This is a genomic window from Vibrio sp. TAP-3B, from assembly GCF_057784735.1.
Window position 1 is genome coordinate 954,256 of the sequence record NZ_CM173495.1, and the last position, 26,470, is coordinate 980,725.

At 42.5% G+C, this 26,470-nt stretch carries 25 protein-coding genes and 1 pseudogene; 13 read left to right on the forward strand and 13 right to left on the reverse strand.

Annotated elements, in window-relative coordinates; all coding sequences use genetic code 11:
- Positions 1–78: 78 nt before the first annotated feature.
- Together AC3D28_RS04495 and AC3D28_RS04500 are read right to left on the reverse strand one after the other, a co-directional pair.
- The gene (locus AC3D28_RS04495) at positions 79–699 is read right to left on the reverse strand and encodes a DUF3306 domain-containing protein (RefSeq protein ID WP_488535679.1); all 621 of its coding nucleotides are present in this window, start codon (positions 697–699) and stop codon (positions 79–81) included.
- Positions 689–1,153 (reverse strand): DUF3305 domain-containing protein, encoded by a 465-nt coding sequence (locus tag AC3D28_RS04500; protein ID WP_488535680.1) that lies wholly within the window; start codon positions 1,151–1,153, stop codon positions 689–691. Before AC3D28_RS04500 ends, AC3D28_RS04495 begins: the two co-directional genes overlap by 11 nt.
- Before the next feature lie 350 nt (positions 1,154–1,503).
- On the opposite strand from AC3D28_RS04500, the gene AC3D28_RS04505 reads away from it, so the two are divergent.
- Positions 1,504–2,328, forward strand: coding sequence for a formate dehydrogenase accessory sulfurtransferase FdhD (locus tag AC3D28_RS04505; protein WP_488535681.1), 825 nt, complete (start codon positions 1,504–1,506; stop codon positions 2,326–2,328).
- Positions 2,329–2,563: 235 nt separating this feature from the next.
- Here the strand turns inward: AC3D28_RS04505 and AC3D28_RS04510 are convergent, their stop codons facing one another.
- The 3 genes from AC3D28_RS04510 to AC3D28_RS04520 all read right to left on the reverse strand — a co-directional run bounded on the left by AC3D28_RS04510 (position 2,564) and on the right by AC3D28_RS04520 (position 7,862).
- Complete coding sequence (locus AC3D28_RS04510) at positions 2,564–4,156, reverse strand: ABC-F family ATPase (protein WP_488535682.1); 1,593 nt, start codon at positions 4,154–4,156, stop codon at positions 2,564–2,566.
- Between the two features lie 225 nt (positions 4,157–4,381).
- On the reverse strand, positions 4,382–6,421 hold the full coding sequence (locus AC3D28_RS04515; RefSeq protein WP_488535683.1) for a sensor histidine kinase: 2,040 nt from the start codon (positions 6,419–6,421) through the stop codon (positions 4,382–4,384).
- A complete protein-coding gene (locus AC3D28_RS04520) occupies positions 6,411–7,862 on the reverse strand; it encodes a sigma-54-dependent transcriptional regulator (protein WP_488535684.1) in 1,452 nt (483 codons plus the stop codon). The genes AC3D28_RS04515 and AC3D28_RS04520 overlap by 11 nt, the downstream gene beginning before the upstream one ends.
- A gap of 310 nt (positions 7,863–8,172) precedes the next feature.
- Between AC3D28_RS04520 and AC3D28_RS04525 the strand changes: the two genes are divergently transcribed.
- The 6 genes from AC3D28_RS04525 (at position 8,173) to AC3D28_RS04550 (ending at position 13,273) form a co-directional block, all read left to right on the forward strand.
- Positions 8,173–8,991: an ABC transporter substrate-binding protein gene (locus AC3D28_RS04525; protein WP_488535685.1), complete on the forward strand. Its 819-nt coding sequence runs from the start codon at positions 8,173–8,175 to the stop codon at positions 8,989–8,991.
- A 6-nt stretch (positions 8,992–8,997) separates the two neighbouring features.
- Positions 8,998–9,696: an ABC transporter permease gene (locus AC3D28_RS04530; RefSeq protein WP_098415532.1), complete on the forward strand. Its 699-nt coding sequence runs from the start codon at positions 8,998–9,000 to the stop codon at positions 9,694–9,696.
- Positions 9,697–9,739: 43 nt separating this feature from the next.
- On the forward strand, positions 9,740–10,459 hold the full coding sequence (locus tag AC3D28_RS04535) for an energy-coupling factor ABC transporter ATP-binding protein (protein WP_098415531.1): 720 nt from the start codon (positions 9,740–9,742) through the stop codon (positions 10,457–10,459).
- On the forward strand, positions 10,437–11,024 hold the full coding sequence (gene mobA / locus AC3D28_RS04540; RefSeq protein WP_179885649.1) for a molybdenum cofactor guanylyltransferase MobA: 588 nt from the start codon (positions 10,437–10,439) through the stop codon (positions 11,022–11,024). Before AC3D28_RS04535 ends, mobA begins: the two co-directional genes overlap by 23 nt.
- The gene (locus tag AC3D28_RS04545; RefSeq protein WP_488535686.1) at positions 11,021–12,805 is read left to right on the forward strand and encodes a bifunctional molybdopterin-guanine dinucleotide biosynthesis adaptor protein MobB/molybdopterin molybdotransferase MoeA; all 1,785 of its coding nucleotides are present in this window, start codon (positions 11,021–11,023) and stop codon (positions 12,803–12,805) included. The genes mobA and AC3D28_RS04545 overlap by 4 nt, the downstream gene beginning before the upstream one ends.
- 201 nt (positions 12,806–13,006) lie before the next feature.
- Positions 13,007–13,273: a DUF2960 domain-containing protein gene (locus tag AC3D28_RS04550; RefSeq protein ID WP_098415911.1), complete on the forward strand. Its 267-nt coding sequence runs from the start codon at positions 13,007–13,009 to the stop codon at positions 13,271–13,273.
- A 91-nt stretch (positions 13,274–13,364) separates the two neighbouring features.
- On the opposite strand, the gene nagK is transcribed toward AC3D28_RS04550, so the two are convergent.
- Both nagK and AC3D28_RS04560 read right to left on the reverse strand, forming a co-directional pair.
- Complete coding sequence (gene nagK, locus AC3D28_RS04555) at positions 13,365–14,273, reverse strand: N-acetylglucosamine kinase (RefSeq protein WP_488535687.1); 909 nt, start codon at positions 14,271–14,273, stop codon at positions 13,365–13,367.
- Positions 14,274–14,447: 174 nt separating this feature from the next.
- A complete protein-coding gene (locus tag AC3D28_RS04560) occupies positions 14,448–15,197 on the reverse strand; it encodes a tRNA-uridine aminocarboxypropyltransferase (RefSeq protein WP_488535688.1) in 750 nt (249 codons plus the stop codon).
- Positions 15,198–15,347: 150 nt separating this feature from the next.
- Here AC3D28_RS04560 and AC3D28_RS04565 point away from each other — a divergent pair, with 150 nt between their 5' ends.
- The gene (locus AC3D28_RS04565; RefSeq protein WP_488535689.1) at positions 15,348–16,193 is read left to right on the forward strand and encodes a sterol desaturase family protein; all 846 of its coding nucleotides are present in this window, start codon (positions 15,348–15,350) and stop codon (positions 16,191–16,193) included.
- Between the two features lie 55 nt (positions 16,194–16,248).
- On the opposite strand, the gene AC3D28_RS04570 is transcribed toward AC3D28_RS04565, so the two are convergent.
- A complete protein-coding gene (locus tag AC3D28_RS04570) occupies positions 16,249–16,467 on the reverse strand; it encodes a hypothetical protein (protein WP_098415525.1) in 219 nt (72 codons plus the stop codon).
- A 49-nt stretch (positions 16,468–16,516) separates the two neighbouring features.
- Complete coding sequence (locus AC3D28_RS04575) at positions 16,517–16,897, reverse strand: hypothetical protein (RefSeq protein ID WP_098415524.1); 381 nt, start codon at positions 16,895–16,897, stop codon at positions 16,517–16,519.
- Positions 16,898–17,623: 726 nt separating this feature from the next.
- Here AC3D28_RS04575 and AC3D28_RS04580 point away from each other — a divergent pair.
- A complete protein-coding gene (locus tag AC3D28_RS04580) occupies positions 17,624–18,118 on the forward strand; it encodes a C40 family peptidase (RefSeq protein WP_488535690.1) in 495 nt (164 codons plus the stop codon).
- Between the two features lie 45 nt (positions 18,119–18,163).
- On the opposite strand, the gene AC3D28_RS04585 is transcribed toward AC3D28_RS04580, so the two are convergent.
- The 3 genes from AC3D28_RS04585 to AC3D28_RS04595 all read right to left on the reverse strand — a co-directional run bounded on the left by AC3D28_RS04585 (position 18,164) and on the right by AC3D28_RS04595 (position 20,652).
- On the reverse strand, positions 18,164–18,523 hold the full coding sequence (locus tag AC3D28_RS04585; protein WP_098415523.1) for a DUF3802 family protein: 360 nt from the start codon (positions 18,521–18,523) through the stop codon (positions 18,164–18,166).
- Between the two features lie 192 nt (positions 18,524–18,715).
- Positions 18,716–19,678: a GGDEF domain-containing protein gene (locus AC3D28_RS04590; protein ID WP_488535691.1), complete on the reverse strand. Its 963-nt coding sequence runs from the start codon at positions 19,676–19,678 to the stop codon at positions 18,716–18,718.
- Positions 19,678–20,652, reverse strand: a complete 975-nt coding sequence (locus AC3D28_RS04595) for a response regulator (RefSeq protein ID WP_488535692.1) — start codon at positions 20,650–20,652, stop codon at positions 19,678–19,680. The genes AC3D28_RS04590 and AC3D28_RS04595 overlap by 1 nt, the downstream gene beginning before the upstream one ends.
- Positions 20,653–20,874: 222 nt before the next feature.
- On the opposite strand from AC3D28_RS04595, the gene AC3D28_RS04600 reads away from it, so the two are divergent.
- Together AC3D28_RS04600 and AC3D28_RS04605 are read left to right on the forward strand one after the other, a co-directional pair.
- A complete protein-coding gene (locus AC3D28_RS04600) occupies positions 20,875–21,741 on the forward strand; it encodes a fructosamine kinase family protein (RefSeq protein ID WP_098415520.1) in 867 nt (288 codons plus the stop codon).
- Positions 21,742–21,987: 246 nt separating this feature from the next.
- Positions 21,988–22,182: a CPXCG motif-containing cysteine-rich protein gene (locus tag AC3D28_RS04605; RefSeq protein ID WP_488535693.1), complete on the forward strand. Its 195-nt coding sequence runs from the start codon at positions 21,988–21,990 to the stop codon at positions 22,180–22,182.
- Positions 22,183–22,259: 77 nt separating this feature from the next.
- Here the strand turns inward: AC3D28_RS04605 and AC3D28_RS04610 are convergent.
- Positions 22,260–22,625, reverse strand: a pseudogene (locus AC3D28_RS04610) (riboflavin synthase subunit alpha); the annotation flags it as partial.
- Positions 22,626–22,676: 51 nt separating this feature from the next.
- Here AC3D28_RS04610 and AC3D28_RS04615 point away from each other — a divergent pair.
- Both AC3D28_RS04615 and AC3D28_RS04620 read left to right on the forward strand, forming a co-directional pair.
- Positions 22,677–24,650 (forward strand): recombinase family protein, encoded by a 1,974-nt coding sequence (locus AC3D28_RS04615; RefSeq protein ID WP_488535694.1) that lies wholly within the window; start codon positions 22,677–22,679, stop codon positions 24,648–24,650.
- Between the two features lie 124 nt (positions 24,651–24,774).
- Positions 24,775–26,454, forward strand: coding sequence for an AIPR family protein (locus AC3D28_RS04620; RefSeq protein ID WP_488535695.1), 1,680 nt, complete (start codon positions 24,775–24,777; stop codon positions 26,452–26,454).
- Positions 26,455–26,470: the final 16 nt, after the last annotated feature.

A 26,470-nucleotide genomic window follows, 5' to 3' on the forward strand; every position in this document is an offset into this window, starting at 1 on the left:
GGACAATTTATAGGGACAAAAAAACCGGCTGAGACATTTTGTCTCAGCCGGTTCATTGAGTATTTAGTCAAAATGTACCTATTGTTTGTGTGGTATATTTTGTCCCACGTCTTCAGGCATCAATTTATCTTCTAAAGTATCACTTCTTGAAAGCGCTATATTTTTATCCGAATCTGTTTCACCTTGGTGAGTGGTGGCGCTTGGTTCGCCCTGTTTAATATCCTCTGATAAAACTTCCTTATCAGCATCAATAGCTTGAGTGAGCTCTTCCGGCGGTTCTTCTTCTGTTTGCTCTTTCACCCAATCACGCAAAGTCTCAGCGACCTCCTGAGACAGAGACTTCAAATTACTATAATCGTCATCGTAATCATCAAGCCCATCGCGGACATTAAACTCTTCAGACAAAAACAGCTTACGCAGTGCGGTTTTTTTTATGCTTTCAGACGCCTCAGAAACCAATAAACTTGCAATCGACACCTCTTCTGGTTGTTCATTTTCAATGTCAACGACTGTCGTTGTGTCTTGAGTGGCTTCATTGAATTCAGAGCTGTCTAGGGAAACAGTGGTACTCGGCGTTGGCGTTTCAGTCACGCTCGCTGGTGCTTTTTCTTCTTCAACCGGTGTGATTTCTTCATCACCTAAGTTTGAGGACTCTTCTAATTTACGTTTCGACCAACGGCTTAAAAAACTAGTTGCCATTTGCTCTCCCCGCTCCTTTACGTTTCTTGCGTCTTGTTTCTAACAACTCACCATGACGCCCTATAAAGGCTTCCATCCACGCTTGAACGGCTAATGGCATATCATTAGATAATACTAGGTTATCACCGTCCATGTATTGAGCCGCGACGGATTGCGAAGCCGTCAAGAGCTGTATTGTTGGCTTTTCACCAGACTCAACATTATCCATCACTAGGAAAAGCTTAGGTTGCTGAGAGCTTAAATTAAATCGGTAGTCGGTGCGTTCATCTTTGTGCAGTTGCAACCAACAAACGTGCGGTGTCTCTTCTGTCGGATTCAGCGCAAATCCCGTTAACTGCCATTGGGTGGTGACCCAAATCCCCGTACTGATTTCATGCTCAACAAGTTCAACACCAATCAACCACTCATCTTCAGTTTTCTTGTATTTTGTTTCAAAATTTTTCTTATCCGACATAGCTCACCCAGCTTTCTATTTTGGTCCAAAAACGGAGACGAAAAGGACACCTTGACCTTTGCTTTTAACCATTTCATGGTTTGATAGCAATATCCGAGCCAAAAATTATTCTCAGGACTCTCATATTCTCAGGACTCTCGTTAGTTAAGACCATAAATACCAAAGTAGTCGAAACTCTAATTCATTGATGTGTCATTACTGCGAACTCGCAGTTTTAATGCGCCGTGGATATAAAACTTCGCATTTTTTGTAGTAAACGCTATTTTGGAATGAGACTTGCTTTGTAAACCGTGAAATAAACGAAGATATTTGATGGGGTGAATCGCCCTCTCAACGACTAGGATAGGACTGTGCTAAAGCCAAATATTATTAAAACCAGTGAAAATCCCCTGCAAACCATTGAAGTCGACGTTTACGATGAATATGGAGAAAAACTTACCAAACAAATCGCCTGTGAGCGCCCTCTAACGGTAATGCTAAACTGGAGAGAAGTGGTGACATTAATGACGCTGGGGTCGCGTCCTGAAGCCTTGGTGCTGGGGTATTTAAAAAACCAGAGTTTCCTGTCTGATCCTGAAGCGATTGAATCGGTTATCATCGATTGGGAGACGCACTCTGCGGCGGTGATAACCAAAGAAAATACTGAGCACCTAGAAGGCGCACTTAAAAAGAAAACAGTCACATCTGGATGTGGTCAAGGCACCATGTACGGCAATGTCATGAAGCAGCTTGAGGATTATCAGGCTCCCCAAGTACCACTGAAACAATCGGAAGTTTATGCCGCTTTAGAAGCACTAACTCATTACAATGATACGTATAAAAAAGCCGGAGCCGTGCATGGATGTGCGGTTTGCAAGGGTAATGAAGTGTTATCTTTTGTCGAAGACGTTGGTCGTCATAATGCGGTTGATACCCTTGCGGGTGAGATGTGGCTCGAACAAGAAACCGGTGAAAATAAAATTTTCTACACAACTGGTCGCCTTACATCAGAGATGGTGATTAAAGTCGCTCAAATGGGTATTCCGGTGCTTCTTTCTCGCTCTGGGGTAACACAAATGGGACTCGACCTCGCGAAACAATTTGGTATTACGACCATCGCTCGCGCTAAAGGTCTACGCTTCCAAGTATTCACTGGTGTAGAGAAAGTTGAGTTTGATGTAAAAGGTGAGCAATAACGCCTTGCTAAATCATCAGATGATATAAACTAACGATACGGACTCACAAAGGATGTGGACGATGGACAATGACCAACTGTGGAATTTTTTGCTCACACCAAGTGGCATTATGCTTTCGATGATCATTACATTTGGTCTCGTTGGGATTTACGCTTACTTAACGGGCCAATTTAAGGATTAAAGCCACAAAAAAAGACCTCATAATGAGGTCTTTTTACTTTTACCTAATTCGCGATCACTCATCCACACTACGTGATTTCAGATACTCAGCATAAGTGCCTTTGAAATCGATGATCTTACCCTTACGGATTTCGAGAATACGTGTAGCTAGAGAATCAACAAAGACTCGATCATGCGATACGAAGAACAGCGTACCTTTGTATTCTTCAAGTGCATTGTTCAATGATTCGATGGATTCCATATCCATGTGGTTGGTTGGCTCATCCATCAGTAGCATATTTGGTTTGTGCATCATTATCTTACCAAGCAGCATACGGCCTTGTTCACCACCAGATAGGACTTTTACTGACTTTTTGATGTCGTCTTGACCAAACAACATACGGCCAAGGAAGCCACGAACCACTTGCTCGTCATCCCCTTCTTGACGCCATTGACCCATCCAATCAGTTAGGTTCATGTCTTCGGCAAAGTCGTGGGCGTGGTCTTGAGCATAGTAGCCAATATTTGAGTTTTCAGACCATTTATATTGACCAGTGCGAGGCTCTAGTACACCAGCAAGCGTGTTAAGTAGTGTCGTTTTACCCACACCGTTTTCGCCGATGATGGCAACACGTTCACCGACTTCAAAGATGGCATTGAAGTTAGTAAACAAATCGTTTTCAAAACCCTGACTTAGGTTTTCTATAACCAGAGCGTTACGGAACAGCTCTTTCGATTGCTCAAAACGAATGAATGGGTTTTGGCGACTAGATGCTTTAACTTCGTCAAGTTTGATCTTATCAATTTGCTTAGCACGTGATGTCGCTTGTTTTGCTTTCGATGCGTTGGCAGAGAAACGTGCAACGAAGGTTTGTAGCTCAGCAATTTGTGCTTTCTTTTTTGCGTTGTCGTTAAGTAGGCGATCACGGACTTGAGAAGCTGCAGTCATATATTCATCGTAGTTACCTGGGTAAATGCGCAGCTCACCGTAATCTAAGTCTGCCATATGGCTACATACTGAATTTAGGAAGTGACGGTCGTGCGAAATGATGATCATGGTGCAGTTACGTGCGTTCAGCGTATCTTCTAACCAGCGAATCGTGTCCATATCCAAGTTGTTGGTTGGCTCATCAAGCAGCATAACGTCTGGGTCTGCGAATAGGACCTGCGCTAAAAGCACGCGAAGTTTCCAGCCCGGCGCCACTTCACTCATTAGGCCGAAGTGTTGCTCCATCGGGATGCCAACCGCCAGCAAAAGCTCACCTGCTTTTGCTTCTGCCATGTAGCCATCCATCTCAGCAAACTGAACTTCGAGATCCGCGACTTTCATGCCGTCTTCTTCGCTCATTTCTGCTTGAGAGTAAATACGGTCACGCTCTTGCTTCACTTCCCATAGTTCTTTATGACCCATGATCACGGTATCAATAACTGTAAATTCTTCGTATGCGAACTGGTTCTGATTTAGTTTCGCCACACGTTCATTCGGGTCGTAACTTACATTACCACTGGTTTGCTCAAGCTCACCGCTGAGGATCTTCATAAAGGTTGATTTACCACAACCATTAGCTCCAATTAAGCCGTAACGATTACCTTCGCCGAACTTAACTGAAATGTTTTCGAATAACGGCTTTGCGCCGAATTGTTGTGTAATATTCGCTGTGGAGATCAAAACCTATACCTTAGTACTTTGGGTGTATTGAGAAAAACCGCGCAACGGTACTTGTTCGAGCTACAGACTGCAAGTGTTGTTTTTATTAATTCATTATTTGGCAACGTGACCTAAGCCTTCACGCAGAATGAAGCAGTCTGATCTTTAACTCATTTTTAAATTAAAAAAGGATCAGTATCGTCACTCATCCTTTTCTAGGGTTCATACTGTTGCTTATTCGATCTTCTAGCCGATATTCGTTACTTCCAACAACATTTCAGCTTTGTTCGGTAAGTAGATACTAAAAGTGCTGCCTTTCCCCCACTCCGATTCAACCTTAAGCTCACCGCCTGTTTGGCTAAGGGTACTTTGGGAGACAGACAACCCCAACCCAGTTCCATCACGCTTAGTCGTATAAAATGGTGAAAAAATCCGACTTAGATTTTCTGGCTTAATCCCACAACCCTCATCGGTCACGTGGATCGCTGCGCCTTTTATTTCTCCACCTTCGATCCAGTCTTCGCTCATGACGGTTAACTTACCTTTACCGTTCATCGCATGAATAGCGTTCATTTGTAAGTTGACCAAAATTTGCAGCAAGTGGTGACGATTGATCTCGACAGATGTATGCGCTCGCAGATCGGCCACAAACTCAATATCACGCTTCTTAGTCCCTGTTTTTACCAACGTAATACTTTCATCAATGATGGGGTTAATGTGCTGCCATGTGATCTCATCTTGCACTCCACCCTGACGACTGTATTGCAACAAACTGCGGGTAATATTTCGGATGCGATCAATTTGTGCGTGAATCGCATCAATCTCTTCCTGAACTCGGCTCGCATCCTCACCAAGTTCAAAATGAATCAACTCTATGTTTCCTAGGATTACCGCCGTTGGGTTATTAATTTCATGCGCGATGCCTGCCGTTAGCTCGCCTAATGCCGCGAGTTTTTCGTGCACAACTAATTTATGACGCGTTTGATTAAGTAATTGAATATGCAGCTCAAGCTCATTGGTCTTTTCACGTAGGCTTGCCGTTCGCTCTTGAACCTTGCCTTCAAGCTGTGTAGCAGAGCTTTTTAGCTCACTCTTACGTTGTTCTAACGCATCTAACATGTCATCGAATTGTCTCGCTAATTGAGCGAGCTCATGGTGTTCATCTAAACCCAGTGGGCCAATGCGCTTTTCTTTACCTTGTTGAACTTGCTTAACTACCTTGTGAATACGCTCGATTGGTCTAAACAGCTCTTGTGACCCCCGATAAACAATCACGCCCGATATCAATAGCAGCATCAGAGTGATCACGCTGATTTCAGCAATATTAGTCATGTACGCTTTGACAAAGGGCCACATCAAGTAGCCGGTGTAAAGCATTCCAATCACATTATCGTACTGATCTTTGATTGGCTGGTAAGCCGTGATGTACCACGCGTCATAAACATACGCCCGGTCGACCCACTGCTCACCTTTTGTAAGAACGTGGTTATAAACGTCGGTACTCACTCGCGTACCGACTGCACGCCCTAGACGGTGGTCACTATCCAACGGCACGTTGGTGCTGACTCGTAAATCGTCTAGGAATACCGTCAACGTTCCGACAGGGCGCAAACGATCATTATCGCTGAGATAAATTAAATCACGGATTTGATCAACCAATACGGTGCTGTTATTCAAGAGCAAGCCGCCATCAAGAAAACCGATTAAGTCGTTGGCTTGGCTATAAACAGGAATAACCGTCCGACTAACTAAACCGCGAGCTTCCACTCTTCCATCAGCGAGAATCGGCACCTCAGAACGTTTAGCCAAGTTGGGGTCAAGCCGTTCTAGTTCTGCTTTATTGAGCACATCAAAAAAGGACTCGCGCTTGGTGAGATCCATAAAACGAAACTTGTTTTCCATCGAGTTAACTCGTTGGAAAGAGAGAAAATCTAACCCGTAGCGTTTTTTTTGCTGGGTCACCCAAACTTGCAGTTGTTCTTGCGGCATCTCTTGATTAATACGAATGCGAAAATCGTAGGAATCGGCAAACGCGCGTACGTAATTTGCCTGCTTTTGCTGCAACAATGTCACACTGTTGTTCGCAACTCCCAATCGCTCTGATACATCAAGCAACGCATTTTGCCATGTGTAATGAATTGACCAGTAAATGGTGATGCCTATTAAGGCAATTAAAGTGAGGAAAATAGGCGCAGAGGTTAAGATCAATAAGCGATAGCGCACCATCGTTTTAAGGCGGTGCGTCCATTTCGACAGCCCTTTGCGCTGCTGGACGCTAGTTGTCATATTCCTCATCCTCAGAATCCCATTCTTTATATTTGCGCTCTAAGGTTTTGCGGGCCACTCCCAATTCACGTGCTGCGGCTGATTTATTGCCTTCATATAAGTTAACAACTTGTTGGATATGGGCCTTTTCGACTTCTTTTAATGTCCAATGGGTTGGGTAACCTTCACCCGTAAACTCTTTACCTTCCTTAAAAGTTGGTAGTTCAGCAGAGTGTGAGACGGTAATCGAAACATTAGGAAAAGACTGCCCACTGTTCAGTTCTCGCCAGTAATGTGCAGGTGGTTTACCGAGCAAAATACAACGTTCAATCAGGTTTTTGAGCTCACGAATGTTGCCCGGCCAATCGTATTCACTCATTGCTTCCATATCTTCATGCGCCCACTTTGGCGAGGACGTGCCAAGCTCGCGAGTGAGCATATTACTGAAGAAAGGTACTAACTCGAACAAATCCGTTTTACGTTCACGCAGTGGACATACTTCTATTTTCAACACATTTAAACGGTAATACAGATCGCTACGAAAGTTGCCCTGATTCACCTCGTCTTGTAAGTTTCGGTTGGTCGCAGCGACAATTCGTACGTCAATGCTGATTTCTTTTTCAGATCCAACGGGCCGGATCGTGCGTTGCTCTAACACACGTAGTAATGACGCTTGCATTGCTAACGGCATTTCACCGATTTCATCTAAGAATAAAGTGCCACCATTGGCGACACGGAATAAACCTTCACGAGCTTTCTTCGCTCCCGTAAAAGCCCCGGATGTATGACCAAACAGCTCGCTCTCTAATAACTCTGGCGCAATCGCCCCACAGTTTATTGGCACGAAGGGCCCCGTTCGTCCACTGACTTGATGGAGACCTCTCGCCACTAGCTCTTTACCTGTTCCCGATTCTCCCTCGATCAAAACAGAAGCTCGAGATGGCGCAAATTGAGTTATAAGCTGCTTGAGTTGACGTGTTTTCTCTGAACCTCCGATGATTTCTGACGTGTTATATCGTTGATAGTCACGTTTCATCGCATATTGCATGCGCTCATTCAAGCGACGATCCATACAGCGGCTCACCGCTTTTAACATCTGCTCAAGATTAAAAGGTTTAAGAATAAAATCTGAGGCCCCAAGCTGGAGTGCACGAATGGCGATTTCCAGATCGGCATAACCAGTCATGAAAATCACATCAGCGCGTTTATCGTCATCTTCAAAGGCTTCTTCCCACTCAATCCCTGAACGACCAGGCAAATTAATATCGAGTAAGATTAAATCATAGTGGCGAGAATTACGTAGCAACTCCGCTTCTTCGATACTGCCTGCGGTATCGACATGAGAAAAAAGCTTACCGAGTGCTTTTTTTAAAATGGCTTGCATGCCTAATTCATCATCAACAACCAGTACCGAAAAAGCGTTGTAGTGTTGGTTTGTACTAATATGGGATTGAGTAGACATATTTACCCTAGATGGATTCCGATGGGACAGAGTGTACCAAGTTAAAGCAGAGATACCCTACAAAAAGTGCGACATTTTGTACCAACTCAAATTTTTGTACAAATAAGTCCATGAATCCGCGCATAAATCGAACATTTTGGCCTTGTAATAGGTTGGCATCTTGTTTGCTATGTAAAAGTATCCAAGTCATCTCAGATATTCGAGTCCCCCTGAGGTAACTTGTGATTTAAGCCCGTAAGATGGCCTAGGACACTTCTTAATCATCATGATGTTAGAAGTCACAAAAATCATAAGAAAGGAACACTTAAAAATGAAAAAAATGGCGCTAACGCTGGCCGCAACGTCAATCACGCTTGTAAGCTACTCTGCATTTTCTGCTCTAGAAGCAGAACACGTTCGCTTAGCAACCACGACCAGCACTTACCACTCTGGACTACTGGATTACCTACTACCACAGTTTGAAAAAGACACAGGCTACAAAGTCGATATCATCGCGGCGGGCACAGGTAAAGCGCTCAAAATGGGCGAAAATGGCGACGTGGATTTAGTCATGACCCACGCACCAAAAGCGGAAGACACATTCGTCGAAAAAGGCTACGGCGTACTTCCACGCAAATTGATGTACAACGATTTCGTGATTGTTGGCCCTAAAGCCGACCCTGCCACCATCAAAGATGAGCAGTCTGTTCTTGATGTATTCAAAGAGTTCGCAAACCAAAATACGACCTTTATCTCTCGCGGTGATGACTCTGGCACACATAAAAAAGAAATGGGCTTTTGGGCACAAACCAAAATCGAACCAAACTTTGGCGGTTACCGTAGCGTAGGTCAAGGTATGGGGCCTACACTAAACATGGCGTCGGAGATGCAAGGCTATACGATGACGGACCGGGGCACTTGGTTGGCTTATCAAAACAAGTTGGATTTAGAGATACTATTCCAAGGTGATGCAATGCTGTTTAACCCTTACCAAGTGATTCTTGTGAACCCTGAACGTTACCCGACAATTAACTATCAAGGTGCAAAAGCATTCAGTGACTGGTTGGTTAACCCGCGCGGTCAGGAGCTAATCAATCACTTCCGTCTCAACGGTAAACAACTGTTTGTTGCTAATGCAGAAAGCAAATAACGCAATATGAACCTTGCTGATACAACAGTAGAAGCGCTTCGCTTACTGGTGAATTTTGATGCAAACTTATGGGAGATCGTGGCGGTCTCCTTTAGCGTTTCTATCACGGCGATATCCTTGGTGGTCTTGCCTGCTATTTTGATGTCTTTTGTTCTTGCTTACACAAACTTCCGAGGTAAGTGGTTCTTGCTTTCGATCGTCAATACCCTGCAAGCAATACCAACGGTGGTAATTGGTTTATTGCTGTATATGTTGCTATCAAGAGCAGGTCCTTGGGGTGGATGGCAAATGCTCTTTACGCAAAAAGCAATGATTTTCGGCCAAATGATCATTTGTTTCCCGGTGTTGGTGTCCATGATGCATGGAGCGTTGCAATCTAGTGACCGACGTGCAGTTGAAACCGCGATTACGTTGGGCGTTTCCATTCCTCGCGTTGCAGCGACAATGATTTGGGAAACTCGTTTTCCCCTACTTGCAGCCATTATTGCGGGTTTCTCACGCATCGTGACTGAGGTGGGCTGCTCAATGATGGTTGGGGGTAATATTATGGGTGTGACTCGCAATATTCCGACCGCAATCGCAATGGAAAGTAGCAAAGGCGCCTTTGCAGAAGGAGTAGCGTTAGGGATTGTATTACTATCTTTAGCATTGGCACTAAACTTTTTCTTATCCAGCATGAGAGGCAAAGGCTACCTAAGAACATGACCCCCACAATCGACTCGCTATCAAACCAACGTAAGGCCGTATTATGACGATAAAAATCACTGCCGAGCAATTGTCTATGCGCTTTAAAGAGCGTGTGCTTTTTCACATCCCAGAGCTCGCCATCGGACCAAACGATGCCATTTATCTCAAGGGTGACAATGGTGTGGGCAAAACGACCCTACTTAAAATCCTCGCGGGTCTGCTAAAACCTTCGACAGGTAACGTGGTCGCACCAAAGGATACGTGGCTGAAAAGGCAAACACGCCGCAATGGTCGTGTCGATGTGATTTACCTCCATCAATCTCCGTATTTGTTCGACGGTACCGTTTTTGAGAACGTAGTGTATGGTGTAAAATATCAACAAGACACACCAAAAGATAAGCGAGCTCAAGTTATTAACGCGCTACGCATGGTAGGTTTAGAGACTTTAGCAGATGAGCACATTTCTGTTCTGTCTGGCGGTGAAAAGCAACGCGTTGCAATGGCACGGGCATGGATTTTAAAACCCTCGATTCTATTGATGGATGAACCGAGCGCATCACTAGATAAAGAGTCGATTGAAAGATTAGTCGTCATGGCTAAAGATCTTTTAGATAGAGGATCGAGCATCGTAGTGACAAGCCATCAAGCCAACGCCCTCACCGACCTATGTAAAAAACAGTGGTGGATTAAAGACAAGACTTTGATAGAGTCTCCTCTGTTGTATGTCATACCAAAAGAAACATCCCAAGAGAACGCATATGCTTCAACCAACACAAACTAGTTGGGTCATTTTGGCTGGTGGCCAAGCCAGCCGCATGGGTGGAAAAGACAAAGGTCTGATCGAGTTAAATCAAAAACCACTCATCGAACACGTTATTGAACGATTATCGCCACAGACTCCACGTATTCTCATTAATGCAAACCGAAACCAAGAGGCTTACCAAAAGTTTGGTTTTGTGTTCAGCGATCAATTCAAAAATTTTCCTGGTCCTATGGGGGGCATCCACGCAGGCCTGGTCCATGCTGATACGGATTGGGTTGGCTTTGTGCCTTGTGATAGCCCTCAAATCAATACCGATTTAGTTGAACGCTTTTGCCAAGCGGCGAAAGAAGATAGCGATATTTTGGTCGCGCATGATGGCGATCATCAACAGCCAGTGTTCACGCTATACCACAAACGCGTACTACCAAAACTGACGGCATTCCTCGAGCGAGGTGATCGAAAAATCATCTTACTCTACAAAGAATGCAACACCAGTTACGTTGACTTCAGCGATTCACCAAACTGTTTCGTCAACCTAAACACTCCAGAAGAACTGGCACAATTTGGACAACTAGAATCATGAAATACACGTTAAATATTCCTATTCTTGGTTTTGCGGCTTATTCAGGCACTGGTAAAACTACGTTGCTAGAAGCACTACTGCCAACACTCACCGAAGCGGGGTTGCGTATTGGTATGCTGAAGCACGCACACCACAACTTCGATGTCGATCAGCCGGGTAAAGACAGCCACCGCCTTCGCAAAGCTGGCGCATCTCAAATGTTGATTGCATCTCGCAACCGATTTGCGTTAATGACAGAAACGCCAGAAGCCGAAGCCGAGTTTGAATACCTACTGACGCGCTTTGATGAAGACCAACTTGATGTGCTCTTGGTTGAGGGCTGCAAAAATATCGCTTTTCCTAAAATCGAACTACATCGCGAAGATGTCGGCAAACCTTGGCTCTACCCTCATGATGAAAACATCATCGCGATTGCTTCAGACAGCGGCCAACTCGATTCTGAACTGCCGCAAATGAGCATCAATGATTTGGATGCCATCGCTCAGTTCATTCTCCAATACGTTCAAGGTGCAAAAGCACCAGCATCAAATGAGAAAGAAAAAGAAGCCGCATGTTGTGACACTCTTTCTCCCGCATTCCTTTCCGTGCTTCAAGGCCAAGAAAAGATTCTCTCGTTGGTCAATCCCGTTGAAGAAGTCGAAGCATGCAAAATTGAAAATGCCTACGGCCGCGTTCTTGCGGAACATATCGTTTCACCAGTAAACGTACCGCAGTACACCAATTCAGCGATGGATGGTTATGCTATCCGCAGTGATGATGTTGACCGCGATAGCTACCAAATCGTCGCAGAAGTGATGGCTGGCCATGCCTATGATAAAGTTTTAGAAATCGGCCAAGCGGTGAAAATCATGACAGGTGCACCAACACCGATTAACGGTGACACCGTGGTTATGCGTGAACAAGCGACCCATAAGAGTGACAATGTCACCTTTGATGATGCGAGCATCAAAGTAGGTCAAAACGTGCGTCAAGCGGGTGAAGATCTCGCGATTGGCAGCGAGGTATTTACTGCTGGTACTCGCCTCAGCTCCCCAGAAATGGGCATGATCGCTTCGTTAGGTTTTGACAAAGCAAATGTCTTCCGCAAGTTGAAAGTGGCGGTGTTCTCTACCGGTGACGAAGTGCAAGCGCCGGGGACAGAGCAAAGAGCGAATTCTATTTACGATTCAAACCGTTTTACTATTATAGGTATGCTTGAAAAGCTCGGCTGTGAGATCTTGGATTTCGGTATTCTCGAAGATAATGAACAGCGAATGATTGAGGCGCTAGAAAGCGCTTCAGCGCAAGCGGATGTCGTGATGACTTCTGGTGGTGTCTCTGTGGGTGATGCTGACTACATCAAATTAGCGCTGGATAGGTTAGGCCAAATCGATTTCTGGCGTATCAACATGCGGCCAGGCCGTCCATTGGCATTTGGTCAAATCAATCATAAGCCATTCTTTGGTTTGCCAGGCAACCCGGTGGCAGTAATGGTCTCCTTTATTAACTTTGTTGAACCTGCGCTACGTAAGATGCAAAGTGAACAAAACTGGAAACCACTGAAAGTGAACGCAATTGCTACTGAGAACCTGCGTTCTCGTCAAGGTCGTACTGAATTCAGCCGGGGTATTTATGAATTAGATGAAACCGGCCGATTAACGGTTCGAACAACTGGCAAGCAAGGTTCTGGTATCTTGCGCTCAATGAGTGAGGCGAATTGTCTTATCGAGATATCGCCCGCTGTCGATAGCGTAAAAATGGGAGAAAGCGTGACAATTATCCCACTTCAAGGCAGAATCTAACTTTTAGTTTGACTAGAAAGTCGTTCGCAAAGGTCAGCATTGCTGACCTTTCGTTTTTAACAAAGCAATCTCGTTTATCACTGTGACTGGAAATCAACACCATTAACCATTGGCATTTTGATGGCCGATTGCTCACCCCATATTATGGTGAGTCACTTGCTTTGGCTAAAGACACTTATAAAATATATTCGAGAGATAACTATGGCTCGCACCATTCTTTACACATACAAAAACGAAGACAAAGAACTGACGTTTTCTTACCAACAGCACCGCAACATTCAGGAAGCCGTCGCTGAAGCTGAAGGGATCGACATTTCTGAATACCTAAAGATGGAACAGCAAATCGAAGCGGTTTCAGACACCAAAGCAGTCCGTAACTACCGCGACAACCACTTCAAAAAGCTTGGCTTTACTAAAATCACTCTCGCTCAAAAAGAAAACTTGGGTGTAGGTAAAAAGAACAAGTAAGTTCAGCTTAACAATCAAAACTAAAAAGCCCTGTCGTGATTCGACAGGGCTTTAAATTTTTGGCGCGATTGAATTTCAGCTCAACGAGTATTTATTTGATATTTAGGAAGGCAGCGCCACGTACACCGCCTGAATCACCGTGTTTTGCCTTGATGATTTTCGGACACTTCGCCACTGACAAAAGATGCTTTGGAATACGTTTTGGCATCTCTTCGTAAATCAACTCAAAGTTAGATAAACCACCACCAAGAACGACAACGTGCGGGTCCGTCGCAGTGAAAATATTCGCAAGACAGATAGCGAGCAGCTCCATAAAGCGCTCAACATGTTCGACGGCGTTTGCTTCACCCTCAGCATTTGCTTTGATGATATCGATCGCTTTTTTCTCTTCACCGTAGTAATGCTCGTACAGAAGCTCGAAGCCACGACCTGATAGGTAACTGTCTAAACAACCTTTTTTGTCACAACCACAGCCTAGTAACGGCGCATTGTCACCAAGATGGAACCAAGCATCGATAGGTAGGCGAGTATGACCCATCTCTCCCGCTACGTGGTTACGACCGGAAAATACTTTACCTTCGTAAATCATGCCGCCACCAAAGCCAGTCCCTAAGATCAACCCAAGCACAGAAGGCTCGTCTTGTAACTCTTCATCCCATGCTTCTGAAAGCGCAAAACAGTTCGCATCATTCTCAATTTTTACGCTGCGACCAATTTTAGCTTCAAGATCAGCCCGCAGTGGTTTGCCTTTTGCTGCAGGCACGTTAACCGTTAGAACGGTCGCGTCATCCGCATCTTCCATGCCTGGCAAGCCAAGACCAATAGTACCTTCGCAACCAAATTCGGCATCGTACTTGTTTACCAATTCTGCAATCGTTTCAACCAATAGAGCATAGTTCTCTGTTGGTGTCGGTACGCGCTCTGTTGCTACACGCTCAAGCTTATCGTTAAATGCACCAAACTCAATCTTAGTGCCACCGACATCAAAGCCGTAATACATGTACTTCTCTCCTAAAAATGCTTAAACGACTCCCAACATTAACTGGAGTCAAAAAGTATAAACTTTTGGCATTATCCATATCTGTACGCCTGCAAACCGTGACCAAATGCAGATTTATCTCCTCATCGAGGCAAGTTGAACAACAAGCCATCAACAAAAGTTCATTCCTTAGAGTCAGCTCTCGGTTTTGATCCATGCTTTGAAACGTTTCAGATGAGGCCGATTAGGGTCGGTTTTAACACGGGTTTTGGTCAACATGTACGTTTCACGAAAGGCTTCAAACCACAGCTGGAGGCATTCTGAAGCTTTATGCTCACCAGCTAACTTTAGAACTAAGGTTGCGACTTCTGCGGTGGAAAGGTGTTGCTCGTTATCAGAGCGACGCATGATGTATTCTGACAAAGATTCCGGCTCGATAGATAAGACAGGCAATGATTGCAAGAACTCTGAACGGCGAAAAATCTTTCTTGCTTCGCGCCAACTGCCATCAATGAAAATCAACAGCCATTTCTTATCCTGGTTTTGGTGTTTTTGTAAACGCTCGAAGTTTAAATCGTCAACTAAACGAGACGAGTCATCAACATAATCAGCCGGGAATACAACCACAGGTTGGAAACGATCATCGCCTAATAATGCGATCATTTCTTGTGAGGGGTCTGTACGGTTCCATTGATACACATGCGTTTCTTGAATCGTATCAGCTATCAAGCGGCCCGTGTTACTTGGCTTAAACACTTCATTTTCAGACACTATCAACATGCACGCTATATTTGATTCAATGTTGGGCTGTAATTCACACAGACAATGTTGCTCAGAAACCTGACAATATTGACATCGAACCACTTTACACCCTCGTGCATTAAAAGGTTTCGTTGAGATAGATTGTCGATACTGAAGTAAGCGATGGAAAGCGTGAATTCTCATGAGTAGTAATGCCACGTAAAAAATAGAACGCGATTCTACTGGGATAATGCGTTAGCCTCAAGGTAAGGTCTCAACGCCCCTCGTTTAATTCTGAAAGCATTTAACGAAATACTCGGTCTATGGCAAAGTAAAGAAAAAAGGAAACTCTCAATGACAGAAACGATGTTTGACGACCCATCATGGATAAGGCTAGGTTTTTTTATTGGGGTATTGCTGCTTTGTACCTTTTGGGAAAATGCGCTACCACGGAAAAATCTTAGCGTGTCACGGATTTTTCGTTGGGCTAACAACCTTTCTCTTGTGGCTCTCAATAGTATTATTATCGCCGTTGTGATGCCGATTGCTGCATTTCAATCAGCCATAATTACAAATGAGAACCAGTGGGGATTGTTTAACTTACTTTCCCTACCGAGTTGGCTGAATATCATCTTGTCGGTATTATTCCTCGATTGCATCATTTACCTTCAGCATATTGTTTTCCACAAAATAAAACCGCTTTGGAAGCTCCATCGCATGCATCACGCCGATTTAGATATTGATGTCACTACTGGTGCACGCTTTCATCCCATTGAAATACTTTTATCGATGGTAGTCAAAATAGGAGCTGTTTTTGCTTTAGGTGTCTCCCCGCTGGCAATCGTGGTGTTTGAAATAGTACTAAACGCCAGTGCCATGTTTAATCATAGCAATGCGAAGTTGCCACTTCCTGTTGATGCATGGTTGAGGAAGCTCGTTGTTACGCCAGATATGCACCGCGTACACCACTCTGTGATTGCCAAAGAAACTCATTCCAACTTTGGTTTCTTTCTTTCGGTATGGGACCGCTGGTTTGGCACCTATCGGGCACAACCAGAATTAGGTCATGATGGCGTAGTGATTGGAATTCCGGAAATACGAGATAAGCAAGAACAAAGGCTTGATAAACTGCTCACTCAACCCTTTCGCTATCGTGAACAGCGACAGAGTGAAAAGGAATCAAGCAGAGTGGAGAAATAAGGATAAGTAACCAGTACAGTTGGTGTTCAGCCTTGGGAAGCTCATCCGTATTATTCTAACCCTCGCTCAATTGGCGCTTTTTATTCAACTGAGTGACACCAATAAGTAATCCAATGCTTCCCAGTACAACACAAATTAATGCATTTATGTTTAATTCTTGTTCCGTTTCAAGCGAGGTATATACAAAAACAAGACTAAAAAAGAGAGTACCAAAACTTAACCCTGTTAATGCACTCAAGGCGGCGAAACTGGCCAAGTCTTTAAAGTTGTTCATAACGAATCCCTGTTAATAATCCTTAATTTATATAAATGAGCACTAAAAGTTAACGAAATATCTGGCGTGACTGTTGGTGCTTACGTGCGCTCCATAGCCAAATGGAGACACCGATCGAGAAGCCCAAAAACAGTGTTTTCATTTGCAAAGCGGTATTGTTATCTAAAACTTCCAATGTGTATTGCGCATGAGAACTGAAAATAACATTGGTCACTAGGAGTAATAGCATTAAGACCAGTCCTACTCTACGATGCCTGATAAGAAGGTAAGCTGCCAACAAATCCAAAATGCCCAATACACTCCAATAGATATTTAACCAACGCGGGGCAAAATCATACGGTAAAAAACCATCGACAACGTTGTCATAAATATGAGCCACACCACCGATTGTTAAAAAAAGGCATAAGAGAAACACTACGAATTTATCCATCTTCGTTTCCTTATTTTAATTAATGGCGAAGAGCATATAGAACTAATCAACCAATTTATAATCTTGTCGCCATTTTTGAGAGCAATCATGCCTTTATGTCGACAATCACAAGGTCTCTGTCGTTTTATTAACACAGAACACCCTCGCCGCTTAAATCATCAAAGAAGAAAAATGAAGACTATACGCCTCGCTTTATCAATAGTTAAGTACAGATTACATTTTATGTTTAATGCAGCTGGTTTTTTATATAACATCGCTTGTTAATGCCCTGCGAGCTGCTCAACTAGTGAATATATTGAACGGGCACGATAAACGTCGATTTAACATCATCGCTCGATTGCAAAGCAGGAAGCATCTCTTCTCTTGAGTTACTTAAGAAAGAATACTGTTTTGGCCCAGTGAGTTGTATTCGATAGTTCAGCATCTTAATCATTTCCAAATTTTGGGTTAGTTTGTGCTGGCAGCGCTTTTTGAAAGAGGCCTTCAAATTACTCTCCAATCTGATCCATTCCTTTGAAACTAGAAACAGAAAGAAATATAACAGTACTGATAGTTAAAATATTGCGCTGACAGCGTGAATCTGTGAGAGTGAAAAAACGTATTTTTTTGCGTTACTATTGGGAGTGCGTCAGCTTTGTGATGCTTCCATTACAGAAGTGGAACAAACCATAATTTTCAATGCATAGATTGCTTATGGCATGAATACTTCAGTTATGAACCATAAAGATGAAGGCGGATGATTTGCATCGTATATATTTTCCTTTGATACTAAGTGCTCTATTAACAGCCTGCTCGTCAGGACCTGACTTTAGTGAACGAGATCAAATGATAACGCCAACTCACCAACTATTGTCCGATAATCCAGATTTATTCCAATTTTATAATGAGTGGCATGGCACGCCCTATCGCCTTGGTGGCACTCAAAAATCTGGTATTGATTGTTCCGCATTTGTTCAAAAGGCCTTTGTCGAGGCTTATCAATACTCATTACCGAGGACAACAAGGCAGCAATCAAAACAAGGTGTTGAATTGAGTTGGATAGACGCTAAGCAAGGTGATTTGGTTTTTTTTAAGACAAGACGAACGATATATCATGTTGGAATCTACTTAGGTAATAAGCAGTTTATGCATGCCTCAACGTCAAAAGGTGTGATTATTTCGAGAATAGATAACCCTTATTGGGCCTCTAAGTTCTGGCAAATAAGAAGAGTGACATTGTAACTCTTCTTATTTAATCGACGAGAAAGAGTTTTGTTTTAAGCCGTTTTAATCCAATAAAGATCGGTCGTACGTTGCCACAGCGGTATCAAACAGATTTTTTACCAAAGAGATATACTCATCTAAGAATGCAATCTGCTCGTTAGTTGCTTTTTTATTCCAAACACCAGCAAGGACTTCGCCAAGGTCTTCAACTACCGCATCGGCTTCTTTCAGTAATTTAAAGCGTACGCTTGAGTGAAGCTCTGGGTTCTGTTCAAAAAGAGCCATGATGTTCGAAGCTACCATGTCGGTTACTACATCTTCGATGCTTTCAGTTCCAATATCGCCAATTTCAGTCGTAAAAATATCTAGATTTAGCGACAAGTGCTCGATAAGAGCGAGATATCCATCGGTTTCTACAACCACTGTTTTTCTCCGTTTATTGCAAGCCTTCGAAGCTGAAAGCGAAATAGTTTCAATAGTAAGACATGCCGAGAAAATTTCATTAACTTATTTCATATTAATAAACATTCACAAACTAACTGGATGATTTTCGACCTGGTATGCGTTAATTCAAAAAATTGAAAGCACGGAATGTGTAGTGAAACCGTCTGTTATTCAGTCGCTTTCATGCACGCAGGTTTGATTACGACCATTTTCTTTGGCACGATACAAAGCAGCATCGGCATTCTCAAGCCATTGAGTATGAGTTTCAAAATAAGGTTTATATTCGCAAACACCAATACTTATCGTGTAATTAATCAAAAAATCTTCCACTTTCACGATCTCTTGCTCAATTCTTCTACGTAAACGTTCGGCAAAGTAGCAAGCTTGCTCTTGGTTCGTATGAGGAAGCAGCACCGTAAACTCTTCACCGCCAAAACGGCCACATACGTCGCTGCTCCTTGCTGTTTTTCTCAACAAAGAAGATGTACGACGAATAACTTCGTCTCCGGTCGGGTGGCCATAAGTGTCATTGACCTTTTTAAAATGGTCGATATCGAAAATGACTAGTGAGCATCGCGAGTCGATTACTTTTAATTGAGCGAACTCTTCTTTTAAGGATTGCTCCCAGTAAGCACGATTGAATAAACCTGTTAAACCGTCTTTGCGACTGATTTCTGACAAATGTTGATTTGTTTCTTTTAAGTGAATACGGCTTCTCGCTGTTTCGGAAACATCATTTATTTGTATCGCGATATGACTCACCTCCCCAGAAAGCGCCCTTAAAGGGGTAATAACGATGTCTTGATACATGAACTCTATGCTGTTTGAAACCGGAGAAAAGTTGTTAAATTTAAAAAGGTAACGTCGGTTTTCCCAACTAGAAAATGAACGAGTTTCGAGATCGGCGGCGGTTTTAATTTTGGTTTCTAGCCAAGCTCTAGGTAACTCTTCAAAATGGTCAAATAGACTTTCACCGAGAATATCTCGAGACAACACCCCACTGTATGACTGCATAAAGCTGTTCCACACACAGACTTTATGCTCTTGGTCGAGTACGATCAGTCCTGAGTCCATTGTATCTAAAATTTGTGTAACCCAATGAAAGTCGGCTATGTCCAGCGCAATATCGGACATTATATTAACTCCATGATTTCATAGATAATTTCTACAGATGGCTTGTCAATTAAAAACAGAACCTCGCACTCAAAATCAAGTGCTTCTGCCATATAGGTATATTCGATAGTAAAGAGCTCGCCTGACTTACCTTGGTCTTCATTATATGGAGTTAATGTGTCAATGATGTTTGGCTGGCGAAGTGAGAATTGCTTATCAAGTTGACTGCCCAGTGAAGTGAGAAAAGAAGAAACCAAGAGATTAGAGACGTTCAGAATAATTTCATTATGTGGCGTAAACTCCAAACGATAACCTAACTTTTCGCCGATTTGGTTGATGTCTTTACCTCGAAGGCAAACTAACGCTTCTCCGTGAATCCCACCGCCGACAAAACGTTGAGCGACAGCAACCGAGCCATCTCGGCCAATCACATCCACCAACATCATATGAAGTTCCCCATAAGATAAAGGGCCTACATGGGGAACAGGCAACTGAATGAACTCTTGTAAATGATCAGCCATAATTGCTGCGCCTTTACCGAGCGATATATTAGCAACCTCTCGAAACTTTGCTAACGAAGAGATCTCTTCTCGTGATTGAGTCTCTGAGCTAAGAGTAACGATGGGTTTAAATGCGTAATGGAGCCCAAGCTGCTCATAAAGCGGTATCACCTGCTCTTCTGACAAGGGCTTAGCAATAAAATCGAGCGCACCTAGATCAATACAACGTTGTTTCGCTTCTTTTTGAACATCGCCGGAAATGATGACTATTTTAGTGGGGTAACTGCTGACAGGTAGCAACTCTAGAACCTCAAAACCATCCATCATAGGCATCGTCAAATCGAGGAACAAAATATCAACATTTTGCTCTGCGAGAATATTAAGCGCCTCATGCCCGTCTTGAGCTTCAAGAAGGTGCAATGATGTATCTTGTACAATGGAGCGAGCGATCAGCTTCCTTGCAACCGCCGAGTCATCACATATAAGTATTTTCATGTCACCATGGAACTAATGTCAAAAAAATAATAATACCTGTTGTATACGTACAGCTCCATATGCTAAGTCGATAAATCATAGGCTTATAAGCGATTTGATTCACATTTATATAAATTGACTAGCAAAATAAAAACTTTCTTGCTCAAGTATGCTCAACTTAGCGTCAACACTTCGCTATTTATCCTAAACTATTGGTGGTCAAATAGATTCGCGAGGTTTTGTATGTGGCAAGCAATATCGCAACAGCTTTCTGATACGTTGTTATTCGAATATCAAATCGCCGAAAAAGTAAGGCTGTCTGGTGGAGATATCAGTGAAAGCTATATGATCAATGACGGTGAACAACGGTATTTCGTAAAAATTAACGACCGTGAGTTCTTATCTAAATTTGAAGTTGAAGCAGAAAGTCTGCACTTGTTACGAGAAACGTCCACTCTTTTTGTCCCAGAAGTTGTTCTAGTTGGTAAAACCAAGAATAACTCTTTTCTTATCCTTAATTATCTCCCTACTAAACCACTAGAAGATGTCAAAAGTAGCTTCGCATTCGGGCAACAACTGGCGCAACTCCATCAATGGGGAGAGCAAAAAGAGTTTGGGTTTGATACCGATAACTATCTTGGCTCGACCCTACAACCAAACAAATGGCATAAAAAATGGTGCGTGTTCTTTGCTGAGCAGCGAATTGGTTGGCAGTTACAGCTACTCAAAGAGAAAGGCGTTACCCTAATTGATATCGAAGAGTTTATTGACGTCGTGAAACAGCTTTTGGCAAATCATAACCCTGCCCCCTCATTACTACATGGTGATTTATGGAATGGTAATGCGGCATTAACGGCTTTCGGTCCTATTTGTTATGACCCTGCTTGCTATTGGGGCGATAGAGAGTGTGACATCGCAATGACGGAGCTTTTTGGCGGATTCAATACTGCATTTTATCAAGGTTATGAGTCTGTTATGCCACTATTGCCAGGTTATCAAGACCGTAAAGACATCTACAATCTTTATCATATTCTTAATCATTGTAATTTATTTGGAGGCCATTACTTGGAACAAGCACAACAGACGATCAATAAAATTATTTCTTACTGATTTGGAAGGCATTAATCATTTCAAAATGTAAAATATCGAGGCATATCACTCCTGATATTGACCCCAAGTTCAAGGTTGAGTTTGGGGTCAAGTTTTGTACTTATTTCGACTCAATTAGCAACAACTCCACCTAATATCAAAGAAGACTTAACTTTAGATTGTGCCTCTTTCCTTGTAGGCAAAGTAAGTCTAGGGCTGTACTTCTATAACAAGTTTGCCAAGCCCTGCGAGACTAGGAGTTGTTGCATGAAAAATTATACTGAAAGACATGTGAAGTGTCCGCACTGTGGGCATTCGATCGGCATCACATTAGATGCGAGTAATGGTGATCAAGAGTTTTATGATGATTGCCCAGCATGTTGCCACGCAATCCACTTAAACTTGCGTGTAGATGAACTACAAGAGAAGGTTGAATTGTTTATTGATGATAATTACGAATAAAAACTCAAATACAACCAAAATAAAAATGACAGAAAATTAAATTCGAAAAAGGAGCGACATCGCTCCTTTTTCATATTCTAACGTTGTTTCGCAGCCAGAACTCGCTCAACCGTATCAACTATAGCTTGAGTCTGTGGATCAAATTCAATGTTAACGCGCTCTCCCACATTTCTCATGCCAAATAATGTTCTTTGTAGCGTTTCTGGAATCAGGTGTACCGAGAAGCGGCGCTCCTCGACTTCACCAATCGTGAGTGAACATCCATCCAGACCAATGTAGCCTTTGGCGAGTACATACTTCATTGCATCTTGCGGTAGTTTAAACCAAATCGTGCGGTTATTTGGCGTATCGACAATGTCAACAATATCCGCCATCAAACTAATATGGCCCGACATATTGTGGCCACCAATTTCATCACCAAATTTTGCTGCGCGCTCGATGTTGCCTAATTAAAGTCTAATCATGGTAGTATGATTAAAAATGATGAGGGCTTTATGAGAACACCGAAGATACACGTTTATGCGCGTGTAAGTACATTAGGACAGGTCGAGTCTGGTTTATCGCTTGGTTTGCAAACTGACGACGACATGATAAACGAATACTGCCAGCGATACGGGGCAGAACTTGGGAAAGTATACTCCGATCACGGTCGAAGTGCTTTTCATCAAAAAAATCTCGCTGGTAAGCTCGGTGACTTCCTGACCGATATGGCTGACAAGAATAATCTCGACGTTCAAGCTGGTGACTATCTACTGGTTCGTGCTCTAGACCGTATCTCACGCGCAAACCTAGACGATGCATTTTGGTTATATCTTCAGATCATGCGTAGCGGTGTCTCAATATTAACGACAATGGACAACCGTGAGTACAAGCCGAATGACTCTGTTAGCCAGATACTCGCTACTCTTAGCTTCGATCTAGCAGGCGAAGAATCGCGTAAAAAACAAGCCATAACGCTTGCTGCTATGCGTAAACGTATTAAGCAGTACCAAGCTGGTGAGCGTGCGCCGTGTGGCAACCCTTACAACGTCTCAACTGGACTCCCCTTCTACGCTTACGCAAAAGACAACGTTTGTTACATCGATGAGCAAAAATTTCAACTTGCTAAAGACATCTGCCAAATGGCATTAGATGGCAAAGGCAATGTAACGTGTAGAAACTACTTAAGAAAAAATGGTGTTGATCTAACCGTTGATTCTGTCGCGAGCATATTTAAAAGCGAATGTCTTTATGGCGACAGACAAATAACGTTACTCGACTTAGATGCAACCAATAGACACCCCGAAAAGAAGAAAATCTACTCTACCTTCATATTGAAAGACTATTTTCCCGCAGCTTGTACCAAAGATGAGTTTCACCGAATTCGAGCTATCAAAGACAGCTACAAAATTCATGACAACCGTCGTGTTAGCTACTCAATACTTGGTGGTATCAGTCGTTTGTATTGTAAAGGCACAGTTGCTATTGGTTCTCGTGAAAGTGGCGGTGTTTATAAGTGCGCTTCACCGGAGTGTGCTTGTGGCTTCTATACCAGACAACCACTTTTAGACCATTTAGTACTGTCGTGTTTGTCTGAACACCAGATAGTACCCGTAGAACCAGACAAGAAGAAAATTGAATCTATTCAACAACAAATCGGTGCTTACCAACATCAGCTTTCAACATTGAAGAAGATAATGTTTGATAACCCACTTGCATTCGATCTAGCTGATCAAGACCGTCTCAGTGAACTATCAACTAAAATTCAAGAACTTAATGATCAATTAACTATCGAACAAGAGAACCATGCTCATTCAAATTCATTCATTTCTTTAGACGACGTTAAGAACTGGCGTAAAAAGAAAGAAGCTTATATTAACGGTTCAGATGAAGACAAGTTGGAAGCACGAGAAGTTGTTCAACGGCTGGTCAAAGAGATAAGAATTGTAGAAGATACAGTAACCGTTAAAACCATTGATAATAAAGTACATTGGTATTACATCCCTACTCCGTTAAACCGTAGAAAGAAAGCGTATGTAAAGCTATTGGTCACTGACCAAGCTCTAGACATGCGTTCAATTAACGAAGCCTTGGACAAAGTCTGTTTTACCGAAGAAGATATTAAAAACGGCAAGCATCATTACCCACTTGAAGCGTATGCACCCGACTTGGTTACTGTAGCAATTAAAGCACCACCAAGAGAAAAAGATGAATTTGAGATACTGCTAGAGACCGTAACCGAACCGTTCGTCTTCAAACGTCGTGTCCTTCTCTCTATGGGCTTATCAGCAAATCAATACCAAAGACACGCTTCTGTTGAAAAAGCCATTAAGAGCGGCTTTCATGCTGTTTCTGTCGAGTACACAAGCAAAAACTACAAATACCCGACTGACATAATCGTGTCACCACGAGAAATCACCATAGGTGATATACAGCGGCTACTTAGCGTACGTAAAATATCACAAGTCAAAAATATCGCAGATCATTAACTTCTCGTTGTTGCAAAACATCGATATGCATAACATTATAACCACAGAGTGTATTTGACATTTAACTATATTGAACAGGGATTACATGAGCAGGAATAATAACCAAATAATACTGGATCAAATAGTGAGTGCTGAGTTCAATGAAATGAACTCACACGACTCTATAAACACATTCTTCGAATTCTATTCAGGAATGCAAATTCTCAAAGATTATGAGCTTAGTTATGATGAAATCTCATCGGGCATATCAGGTGACAGCTTAGATGGTGGTGCCGATAGTATCTACATTCTAGTCAATGGTGAACTTATAACAGACGCAGAGTCACTTGTTAATGTAAAGAAAAACCCTGACATTGAGTTAATTCTAATTCAATCAAAATACGAAAATTCATTCAAAGAAGATCCTTTACTAAAGCTTAGTCGACTTACAAAAAATCTACTCGACCTTGAGTTTGAACGAAGTAATTTTGAGGGTCGATATAATGACCAAGTACTTACTGCTTTCGAACTGTTTCGCGATGTATATCTATCACTAGTTGCCAAACGACCAAAACTCTATGTCCGAGTCTATTACGTTTCCAAAGGCACTGAAAAGCATCCAAATGTATTAAAACAAGGTGATGACTTAAAAACTGATATTGAGGCAAAGCTTACAAGTGCAATTGTTAGTGTAGATTTTCTAGGTGCCGATGAACTATTAAAACTAACGCAAGAAAGAGTTAATAATAGTTTTAAACTTGTTGCCTCTGAAAGTCCACTTTCAACGTCAGAACAAGTGTTTATAGCTCTTACTAACTTAGTCGAGTATTTCAATTTCATAACTGATGATGAAGGAAAGCTAATTAAGCATATATTCGAATCCAATGTTCGTGACTACCAAGGCAAAACAAACGTTAATAAAGAAATACAAGAAACACTACTTGAAGTAGGGAAAGAAGAGTTTTGGTGGTTAAACAACGGAGTAACTATATTAGCTAGTGAGATTACGGCTCCTGGGGGTAAAGAGCTCATCATTCACAACCCAGAAATTGTAAACGGACTACAAACTTCGTCCGAGATACATCGATTTTTCTCTACCAACCCAAATAGAAAAGAGAAAGAACAACGCGATATACTTGTGAGGGTAATTGTTCCTGAAAATGATGAAAGTCGCGACAAAATAATTCGTGCGACCAATAGTCAAACGCCAATTCCAAAGTCCTCTCTCCGAGCTACAGATGAGATCCATCGCCAAATTGAAGAATACCTAAAGCCCAGAGGTTTATTTTACGACAGAAGAAAAAATTTCTACAAAAATGAAGGAAAGAAACCAAGGGAGATTATCAGCGTTCCGTTTATGTCTCAGTGCTTAATGTCTACTCTAATGCAAAGGCCGGACGCAGCCAGAGCACGACCTTCAACTTTACTAGAAGATGATAGGTCTTATAACACTCTCTTCCACAAAAACAATGATTTAGATTGCTACTATAAAGTTGCTAAATTGGCTAGAGTGGTAGAAGAGCATCTCCGTAGCTTAAAATCATTAGAAACAAGTACAATTGCCGATGTTAAGTTTTACATTCTATATTTCGTTGTGTGTATTGAAGCTGCTTCCCTTAGACCTAACCAGAAAAACATTTCACAACTCGATTTGAACAATATAGAACAAGAAACATTGAAAGAGTCTACTGAGATTGTTCTAAATGAGTATTACACTTTAGGCGGGACAAACAAGGTTGCTAAGGGTAAAGAACTAAAACAAGTAATAGAAAAAGAAATTGAATCACAACTTGATAAGATCAGAACTGGATCATCAAGTAATTAATAATCATCAATTCAAT